Origin of the sequence: Hansschlegelia beijingensis, from assembly GCF_045505405.1 — a bacterium.
Classification (GTDB): domain Bacteria; phylum Pseudomonadota; class Alphaproteobacteria; order Rhizobiales; family Methylopilaceae; genus Methylopila; species Methylopila beijingensis_A.
Window position 1 is genome coordinate 1 of sequence record NZ_JBJKEX010000475.1, and the last position, 1,830, is coordinate 1,830.

The following is a 1,830-nucleotide window of genomic DNA, read 5'->3' on the forward strand; positions in this document are numbered from 1 at the left end:
GGCCGCCGCCCAGCGCGCCGGCCTCGCCCCCGAGAAAGTCAGCCCGCACGGCGCGCCGATCGACGAGATGCCGCTCGAGATGTTCATGGGCAAGGCGCTGTGCTTCGATCTGCGCCACATCCCGGACCCCGGACGCTCGCGGGTGAAGCCGTTGAAGCGCGCGGCGTCCGCCTCGCGCTCCATCTTGAACCACACCTCGCCGTCCGGATGATCCGAGTAGCGGATCTGGTCCGGGAACGGCCGCCAGGGCTGGGTCTGCAGCGTCGTGAAGTGGAAGCACTTCGACTGCGACGGGTTGAACTCGTCGTCGCGGGCGTTCCACACGTCCGGCAGCACGCCCCAGAGCTTGAGGTCGGTCGCGGCGTTGCGGAAGCGCTTCTTCTTCATGCCCGGCAGGCCGACCTCTTCGATCGGCCAGTGCTTGGCCATGATCTCGCAGTCGATCAGCATCACCGAGTCTTCGCCCGGATTGATCGCCAGCGCGCCCTTGCCCTGCATGTCGAGGTCGAACATCTCGGCCGGGTCGGCGAGATAGACCTGATCGACGTCGTTGTAGATCGCGCGGCCGGTGCCCCCGGCGAGGCCCGGGATGGCGTAGCGGAAATTGGTGAAGCCGGTCTTCCAGCCGTGGCGGTCGTAGCCCTTGAGATCCTTCATCAGATAGATCTCGTAGACCCGCGACGGGTCGCGGCGCCGCTTGACCGACCAGAAGAAGATCCGCTCGGCGCGCGCCTGCAGCGGCTCGGTGCCGAGGAAGATGCGCACCGGCGGCTTGCCGCTCGGCGTCACGCCCGGCTCCACGTCGAAGCGAACGACCTCGGGCGTCTCGCGGTGTCCCTCCGGACGGGGCCGGTCCTTGCGGAACCAATAGCCCGGCTGGCGGTGGTACCACTTAGTCTCGTAGCGGCTATGCCGCCCTGGATTCTTGGACACGATCGATCGCAATCTAGAACTGTTGAAACGAGACGGCCTGTCAGCGACACGCCTGCGCGAGTTTTACTGCCGCTGCGCCTCGTCAGGCAACTGGCGCCGGCGACGATCCGCCCAGGCGGCGTCGAGAACCGGGCTGAGGATCACCAGTTCGCCCCGGTAGGCGGCGAACTGGTCGAGCAGAAACTCGGCCTCGGCGTCGGCGTCATGAGCGGTGACGAAGGCGTTCGGGGTGCTGGGGTCGCCCGGATAGGCGCCCTGCGGATGGCGGAACAGGTCGATCCCGGCGACCACCAGCTTCTTCGGCTGGAGGGCGACCGCGGTCGCGATCATGGCCGCGCCGTTGCTCGGCCGGAAGGCGCCCCACTCATGGGCGCGCAGCGCCGGCGCCGTCTCGTCGGCGCGGAAGAACACGGCGCCCTTGCGCGACGGCGCCAGCGCCCGCCCCTTGGCGAGGCGGATCTCGGCGTGATCCGTCTGCAGGCCGAGGATCACCGACTGCAGGTTCTCCATGACGTCGCGTCCCCCGGTGAACACGACCTTCGGATCGACGAACCGGCCCCGCTTGCGCCAGCTCTCGTTGACGCGGAACAGCGCGTCGTAGGCGAGGCCGTCGAGGCGGGGATCCTCCGAGGACGGACCGTTGCCGAGGCAGAGAATGGTCTGCGGCGCGCCGAGCCGGGCGCGCAGATCCTCCAGCGTCTCGATGCGCTGGATCCGCCGCGCCAGCAGCCGCCGCCAGAACGGCCGCCGCGACCCTTCGAGCACCAGCGCGGACGGGCTGAGCGGCTCCTTCCGCCGGCGCTTCTTGAAGTCGCGGGCGAGAAAGCGGAGCAGCAGATCGAGCGCCGGCGGGGACAAGGCGCAGGAGCCGGCGCTCGATCGGCGGCTCCTCTTTCT

At 69.0% G+C, this 1,830-nt stretch carries 2 protein-coding genes; both read right to left on the minus strand.

Annotation, left to right across the window (positions count from 1 at the left end):
* Positions 1-933 (minus strand): hypothetical protein (locus ACIKT0_RS17735; protein ID WP_407106660.1); only part of this gene is annotated, 933 nt, incomplete at its 3' end.
* Positions 934-996: 63 nt separating this feature from the next.
* The coding region (locus ACIKT0_RS17740; protein WP_407106661.1) for a hypothetical protein at positions 997-1,830 on the minus strand (834 nt) is incomplete at its 5' end.